General features: G+C 56.3%; 7 protein-coding genes. 3 read left to right on the top strand and 4 right to left on the bottom strand.

Translation table 11 applies throughout. From position 1 onward, the window contains the following. Positions 1 to 57: 57 nt before the first annotated feature. Positions 58 to 828, bottom strand: a complete 771-nt coding sequence (locus ABJ99_RS03765) for an FKBP-type peptidyl-prolyl cis-trans isomerase (RefSeq protein WP_007253416.1) — start codon at positions 826 to 828, stop codon at positions 58 to 60. A 206-nt stretch (positions 829 to 1,034) separates the two neighbouring features. Continuing rightward, positions 1,035 to 2,450: a DUF4329 domain-containing protein gene (locus tag ABJ99_RS03770; RefSeq protein ID WP_054084686.1), complete on the bottom strand. Its 1,416-nt coding sequence runs from the start codon at positions 2,448 to 2,450 to the stop codon at positions 1,035 to 1,037. Positions 2,451 to 2,695: 245 nt separating this feature from the next. Between ABJ99_RS03770 and ABJ99_RS03775 the strand changes: the two genes are divergently transcribed. Further along, positions 2,696 to 3,211, top strand: a complete 516-nt coding sequence (locus ABJ99_RS03775) for a cupin domain-containing protein (protein ID WP_054084687.1) — start codon at positions 2,696 to 2,698, stop codon at positions 3,209 to 3,211. An 82-nt stretch (positions 3,212 to 3,293) separates the two neighbouring features. Here ABJ99_RS03775 and ABJ99_RS03780 read toward each other — a convergent pair whose 3' ends face one another. Both ABJ99_RS03780 and ABJ99_RS03785 read right to left on the bottom strand, forming a co-directional pair. Continuing rightward, positions 3,294 to 3,683, bottom strand: coding sequence for a VOC family protein (locus tag ABJ99_RS03780; RefSeq protein WP_054084688.1), 390 nt, complete (start codon positions 3,681 to 3,683; stop codon positions 3,294 to 3,296). Between the two features lie 168 nt (positions 3,684 to 3,851). Next, on the bottom strand, positions 3,852 to 4,247 hold the full coding sequence (locus ABJ99_RS03785; RefSeq protein ID WP_054084689.1) for a hypothetical protein: 396 nt from the start codon (positions 4,245 to 4,247) through the stop codon (positions 3,852 to 3,854). Between the two features lie 545 nt (positions 4,248 to 4,792). On the opposite strand from ABJ99_RS03785, the gene rdgC reads away from it, so the two are divergent. Together rdgC and ABJ99_RS03795 are read left to right on the top strand one after the other, a co-directional pair. Next, a complete protein-coding gene (gene rdgC, locus ABJ99_RS03790; protein ID WP_007250258.1) occupies positions 4,793 to 5,713 on the top strand; it encodes a recombination-associated protein RdgC in 921 nt (306 codons plus the stop codon). Positions 5,714 to 5,800: 87 nt separating this feature from the next. Then, positions 5,801 to 6,751, top strand: a complete 951-nt coding sequence (locus ABJ99_RS03795; RefSeq protein ID WP_054084690.1) for a bile acid:sodium symporter family protein — start codon at positions 5,801 to 5,803, stop codon at positions 6,749 to 6,751. Positions 6,752 to 6,892 lie beyond the last annotated feature (141 nt).

A 6,892-nucleotide genomic window follows, 5' to 3' on the forward strand; every position in this document is an offset into this window, starting at 1 on the left:
CACCAGACAAAAAAAAGCCCTGTCGAGACAGGGCTTTTTTCGTAGCCAGATGTTGCGTTACTTCTTGGCCGGGGCCGAAGCAGGTGCCGCTGGAGCCGATTCTTCTTCGTCAGCATCTGGAGCAGGCGCTGCCGCCGGGTCCTTGATGCCAAGCAGTTCCAGATCGAAAACCAGTACCGAGTTTGCAGGAATGGCAGGGCTCGGGCTCTGCGCGCCGTAAGCCAGATCACTAGGGATGAAGAGTTTGATCTTCTCACCTACGTGCATCAGTTGCAGACCTTCAACCCAGCCTGGAATCACGCCGCCAACCGGCAGATCGATCGGGCTACCGCGCTCAACTGAACTGTCGAAAACCTTGCCGTCGATCAGCTTGCCTTCGTAGTGAACGGTCACGACATCAGTCGGCTTTGGCTGAGCGCCGTCAGCTTTCTTGATGATCTGATACTGCAGGCCGGAGGCAGTAGTGACCACGCCGTCCTTCTTGCCGTTCTCTTCGAGGAATTTCTTGCCGGCTGCCGAGGCCTCTTCGCTCATCTTCGCCAGGCGCTCTTCGGAACGCTTTTGCAGCGCAGAGAAGGCTTCTACCAGCTCTTCGTCCTTGAGTTTCTGATCTTTCTTGCCGACGGCGTCTTCGATACCCAGAGCTACAGCCTTGGAATCCAGATCATCCATACCTTCCTGAGCCAGGCTTTTGCCCATGTTCAGACCGATGCCATAAGACGCTTTTTGTGCCGGGGTTTTCAGCTCTACGGTGCTGGCTTGTTTATCACAACCTGCGAGTACCAGACCGACCAGGGCAATCGCCGCTGCCAACCGATGCTGTTTCATGCTAGTTCCTTGTTCATGCGCCAAAAGGGCAAACGAGTAAAGCCGCGAGCTTATCAGGCCGCCGCGATCAATGGCTACCGGCATGAGAGAGAGAAAAAGACGATAAGTTCAGGTATCCAAAGGTTTTCCCGGACCGACACTGGATTGTTCAGTTGCAGTTCAGTTTGTGATACGCCTGTGTAACGCGCCATTTTACTGCAAGGAGTTCAGGCCACCGGACTGATCACCCCTGCATCAGGCCAGTGCTCACCGGTCCGCAGCACCCGCAGGTAACCGGCTCGCGCAACAAGGCGGACAAAGTCATCCGTGCTCATCGTACCGGCTGCCAACTGCGCCTGGATGGACTCAGGCCCTGAATAAGCGCGAGACACTGCTCGCAAAAGCCGAAGCTCCTCGGCGGACTGGCTGGGACTGTAGCCGAGCAAAGCACCGTCACTTGCCGAGAAATAAATCGCCGAGATGTCGAACCCGTAGCGAACGGGCAACCCTTTGGGCCGCTTTGCCGGTTTTTCCCGATACGTGAACATCTTGTGCAGGTCGTCTGGTTCGAAGAATGAGCGCGGCGCGTCGCCCTCGCCTTCTGCGGCCAGATTGGCGGATGAAAAATACAGGCCGTCGATGCGGTAACCGTCAGGCAACGCTGGCCGGTAATAGGCGTCCGGATGGAAAACCGAACACGGCGCATAGACCGGATAGCCATCTTCCAGAATAGGCTCGGCGACCCGGTAGGTTCGCGAGACGGGGTTGAACAGCAGAAAACCAATGATCTGTGAGTGGATTCGAGCACCGATACGGTCGTGCACATAGTGCGCAGCAGCATCGGCACTGGCGAATTCCGCGCTGAGGGTCAGCGCTGCCGGCGGCCACACGGCCTCGCAGATGGTGGGTGAGGAGACTTTCGGCGGGCTCGGCAAAGCCTGATCAGGATAAGGCCGCCAGTCGCCAGGCACTTTGCCGACCTTGCCCCACAAGCGGCTGGACACCACGACTTCCAGATCCCCTGCGGCGGCCAGTAGACGAACCACATCGCTGGGCATCAGCGTGAGGTTCTGCAGCGCTTTATGGACCTGACTGAACGTACTGATGTGCGGCGAGTTGGCAGGGCCAGAGACGCGCCTGAACAGCCTTTTCTCGGCAACGGAACGAGACACTGTGTATTTAATCAAGGAACCGTCAGGCCCGGAAAGATAACTCGCCGGGCATATTTCTTGATCATCGATCACCGCATAGATATCGCCTGCCGAAAAACTGTTCGGATAAGTCCCCCTTTCACTTTCAGGCCACTCGCTCAGCCCGGCCTCAAGTGAAGGGTGAGAGTGGTAGATCGCATAGTCGTTGTGCCCTTGCGGGTAGAGCACATAGCCCTTTTGTTCGTTGCGCGGAAACACTTCATTGGGGTCGAAACTGAATTGGCTGCCATTCATTGGCTCGGTCGCGACATACTTGCCGTCTTCACGAACCAGAATGAAGCCACCGTATTCGCGATCACGGCGATTGCCGATTCGCTCGTGCGCATAACGCGCCGCATCGTCCGGATGATCGAACGGCGCGCTGAGCGCCGGCATGCCGGGATGAGTGTGGTGATCAACAGATCGTTTGCTGCGTATCTTCCTTGGGTACATCCGGGGCTCCTTGAGCGCCTGACTGATTGAGTCAAGAGCTTAAGGAGGTTTGCGGCCCCCGATGACATAAGTAGATATGACAGTCACGAGGCGAACTGCCTTATATCAACATGAAATTAAAGATAATTTTTTATGCATTCAGGATGTGATTCGATTCTCGCATGGGCAAACATGCCCAGCCCCTGAATCGGCTGCCGCGACCGGCGATCAGGGCCCATGCAGTTCGTCGCGTTCAGGAATGCTTTATGCCATCAACCAATCGTTTTCGCTCCAGGCTCTCGGCAACTCGTCAGCTCGCGAGCTGTGTTGCGATTGCTGCAGCAGTCATGTTGCCGGTCAACGGAGCCTACGCCGCCAAACCGCCCATTGTTGTAACAGAGGGCATCAAAGCTTTCAGATTGTGCACAGGATCCGACAATCTGTCTCACGTCATCGAAGGCTCGATTGACCAGAAGGCAATGACCACTGTCAGCGCCTTACATTTCAAGAAAACTCCGGCCCACTCCACGTATGACTGGCATGCCGCGCCAGAAGAGCAGTATGTGATTACCCTGTCGGGCACCCTGGAGTTCTCCACCACCGGTGGAGAAAACTTCGTGTTGCACCCTGGGGAAATATTGCTGGCGCAGGACACCACTGGTCCCGGTCACCGCTGGAAATTGGTAGATGACCAGCCGTGGCGGCGTGCGTATGTTCTGATCAAGCCTGGCGATAAGAGCGCATTCGTGCCGAAAGCCGGATCTGCGGCCAAAGGCTGCTGATACACTGTTTCGAGCGCAACCGAGTGTTGCGCTCGAATCAGCATTTTTATCGACACTGGCGCCTGACCGGTCTGCGAATGACTCAGGCGCCTGCTTCGATCAGTTCGGAAATTTCGATCAGGTTCAGATCAGGATCTCGCACATACACCGAACGAATCGGCCCTGTGGCGCCGGTGCGATCCACCGGACCTTCGGCAATGGGCCACTCCTGCTCGTGCAAGTGCGCAATCACCTGCTCCAGCGGAACACTGGCGATGAAACACAAGTCCAGAGCCCCCGGCACGGGCAAGTGGGCCTTGGGCTCGAACTCTTTACCGCGCTCATGCACATTGATCTTCTGATTGCCGAAGCCGAACGCAAGACGGCCCTGACGAAAACGCTCAGGGGTCATGCCCATGATGCGTACATAGAAATCCTTGCAGGCGTCGATATCAGCAGTGGTCAACACCAGATGGTCCAGATGATCAATCACGGGATCAGCTCCGTTCGAGATGGAATGATTGTGTACGGTACTTGTCAGGTTTTGGATCAGACAACCCCTGTACGAAGCTTCCTGACACGGCAAGAGTGTAGGTAAATGACCCCAGCACTGGAAACACCGTTCGCTGTAAAAGCCCCACCTAAAGCGAGGCCCATTCAATCAGTTGCTGCAAGCCAATTGAAAACTCATCGATGAATCGCCCGAGGCGCCGCGCTTTCCAACCATAAGCCCGAGCACATTGACCTGCTCTGCTGTGGCAGCCCCGCCCAACTTGGCGTGGCCGTAGAACAGGCGTTCATGGTCGCTGGTATCAATGGACGATACCGAACAAAACCCAGGCGCTGTTTTAAACTGACCTTCATTGAAGAGCACTTTGTAGGTGGCGAAATAATCTTTCTGGGTGGCATAGCTGACGGACTTGATCCACGGCGAAGACTGGGCAACGATATTACCGTGCTGATCGATAGTCGCGGTGTGCAGCGCAGGTTTGGCAAAAGCACTGACTGACAGCGCCATTGCCGTAACGCCTGCGAACAGCTTAAAACAATTTTTCATATAATTCTCTTTACTTGAATAGGCAGTATAGACCGCTGCAATAAGGCGATCATTAAAAAGTCTGGTAGTTGAGCACTCGACCTTTAGGCCGAGGTGTGTTCTCAATCAACAAACTCAGCTAATACCAGCAAGAAAGAGAAATCAAGGGGTTAAGCGGATCAAATAAAGAATGATTCTATAATTTCAATAAATACGGAAATAACTTACATCGGGAAGTAAGAAGTCCTACTTGGTTATTACCTGGCTATGGATCGTTGCGCGGACCACGCGGCTCTGCGGTGAGCCACTCATTCTCAAACGCCAGACAGCAAAAAGCCCGCACTGGGCGGGCTTTCTGTTTGCTTCAAGGAGTTNCCCAGCTGAGCTAATCACCCTTCACTCTCGGTGTGGCGCGCATTCTACGGAGCGACCTGTAGTCTGGCAAGCGATTTTTTAAATAATTTTTATAATCCTTCCAAAGGCTTACAAACGCTCTGTGCAGGGTTGGCCGCAGCGGCTGAGGAGCGAATAATGCCCGCCTTTGTATAGAAAGAGAGATTCACCTCATGTGGTTCAAAAACCTGCTTGTCTATCGCCTGACCCAGGACGTGCCTTTTGATGCCGAAGCGCTGGAGACAGCACTGGCGACCAAACCGGCTCGCGCCTGTGCCAGCCAGGAGGTGGCCACCTATGGTTTCGTCGCGCCTTTCGGCAAGGGTGAAGACGCTCCATTGGTACACATCAGCCAGGACTTCATGCTGATCGCCGCACGCAAGGAAGAACGCATTCTGCCGGGCAGCGTCGTGCGTGACGCGCTCAAGGAAAAGGTCGACGAGATCGAAGCCGAGCAAATGCGCAAGGTCTACAAGAAGGAACGCGATCAGCTCAAGGATGAAATCATCCAGGCTTTCCTGCCGCGCGCGTTTATTCGCCGCTCGGCCACCTTCGCTGCCATCGCGCCGAAACAGGGCCTGATTCTGGTCAACGCGTCCAGCCCGAAACGGGCCGAAGACCTGTTATCGACGCTGCGCGAAGTGATCGGCTCGCTGCCGGTGCGTCCGCTGACGGTCAAGGTTTCGCCGAGCGCGACCATGACCGACTGGGTCAAGACCCAGAAAGCGGCCGACAACTTCTTCGTGCTGGACGAGTGCGAATTGCGCGACACCCACGAAGAAGGCGGCATCGTGCGTTGCAAACGTCAGGACCTGACCAGCGACGAAATCCAGCTGCACCTGAACACCGGCAAGGTCGTCACCCAACTGTCGCTGGCCTGGCAAGACAAACTGTCGTTCGTGCTGGACGACAAGATGGTCGTCAAACGCCTGAAGTTCGAAGATCTGTTGCAGGATCAGGCCGAACAGGACGGTGGCGAAGAAGCACTGGGCCAGCTGGACGCCAGCTTCACGCTGATGATGCTGACCTTCGGCGAGTTCCTGCCGGAGCTGTTCGACGCGCTGGGCGGCGAAGAAATCCCGCAGGGGATCTGATCCCCCTACCCGCTGCCTGCAACACCGCGCCGTCTTCTCAGACGGCGCATTCACTTAACACCTGCTTTTTACAATAAGGAACAGACCATGCGTGCCTTGGCTGCCTTGAGTCGGTTTGTCGGTAATACTTTTGCTTATTGGGTGCTGCTGTTCGCCATCCTTGCATTCATGTTCCCGCAGGCCTTCATCGGCCTGAAAGGCTGGATCGTGCCGCTGCTGGGGCTGGTCATGTTCGGCATGGGCCTGACCCTGAAGCTCGAAGATTTCTCTGAAGTGGCACGCAACCCGTGGCGCGTGGCACTGGGCGTGATCGCGCACTTTGTCATCATGCCCGGCGTGGCGTGGCTGCTGTGTCAGGTGTTTCAGCTACCGCCGGAAATCGCGGTCGGGGTGATTCTGGTCGGATGTTGCCCGAGCGGCACCTCATCGAATGTCATGGCGTGGCTGGCCAAGGGTGATCTGGCACTCGCCGTGGCGATTGCTGCGGTCACTACCCTGCTCGCTCCGTTGCTGACCCCGACGCTGATCTGGCTGCTGGCGTCCGCGTGGCTGCCAGTGTCCTTTCTGGATATGTTCTGGTCGATCCTGCAACTGGTCATGCTGCCCATCGTGCTTGGCGTGGTTGCCCAACGCTTGCTTGGTGCGCGAGTCAGTTACGCGGTGGACGTACTGCCGCTGGTTTCAGTGGTCAGTATCGTGATGATTGTCTGCGCCGTGGTCGCCGCCAGCCAGGCGAAAATCGCCGAGTCGGGCTTGCTGATCATGGCAGTGGTCATCCTGCACAACACGTTCGGTTTTCTGCTGGGTTATTTCACAGGCAAGGTGTTCAAGCTGCCACTGGCGCAACGCAAGTCGCTGGCGCTGGAAGTCGGCATGCAGAACTCCGGCCTGGGCGCGGCATTGGCCAGCGCGCACTTCTCGCCGCTGGCGGCGGTACCAAGTGCGCTGTTCAGTGTCTGGCACAATATCTCCGGTGCGTTGCTGGCGACGTATTTCAGGAAGATGCCGGAGGAGGAAGAGCGCAAGCTTGATCGTTGAGGCAAGGCCTTGCGTGGGCAGTAGAGCGTCGTTAGCCACATGTTCAAGCAGATGATGACTCTCGTGCTCAACGCTCCGCGTCGGCATGCAGTTCGTGACGCTCTGCGTCACACAGCGGTTCTGCGGTGTCAGTGATGTTTG

This window comes from Pseudomonas syringae pv. cilantro (assembly GCF_001293775.1).
GTDB classification, from domain to species: Bacteria; Pseudomonadota; Gammaproteobacteria; order Pseudomonadales; family Pseudomonadaceae; genus Aquipseudomonas; species Aquipseudomonas syringae_P.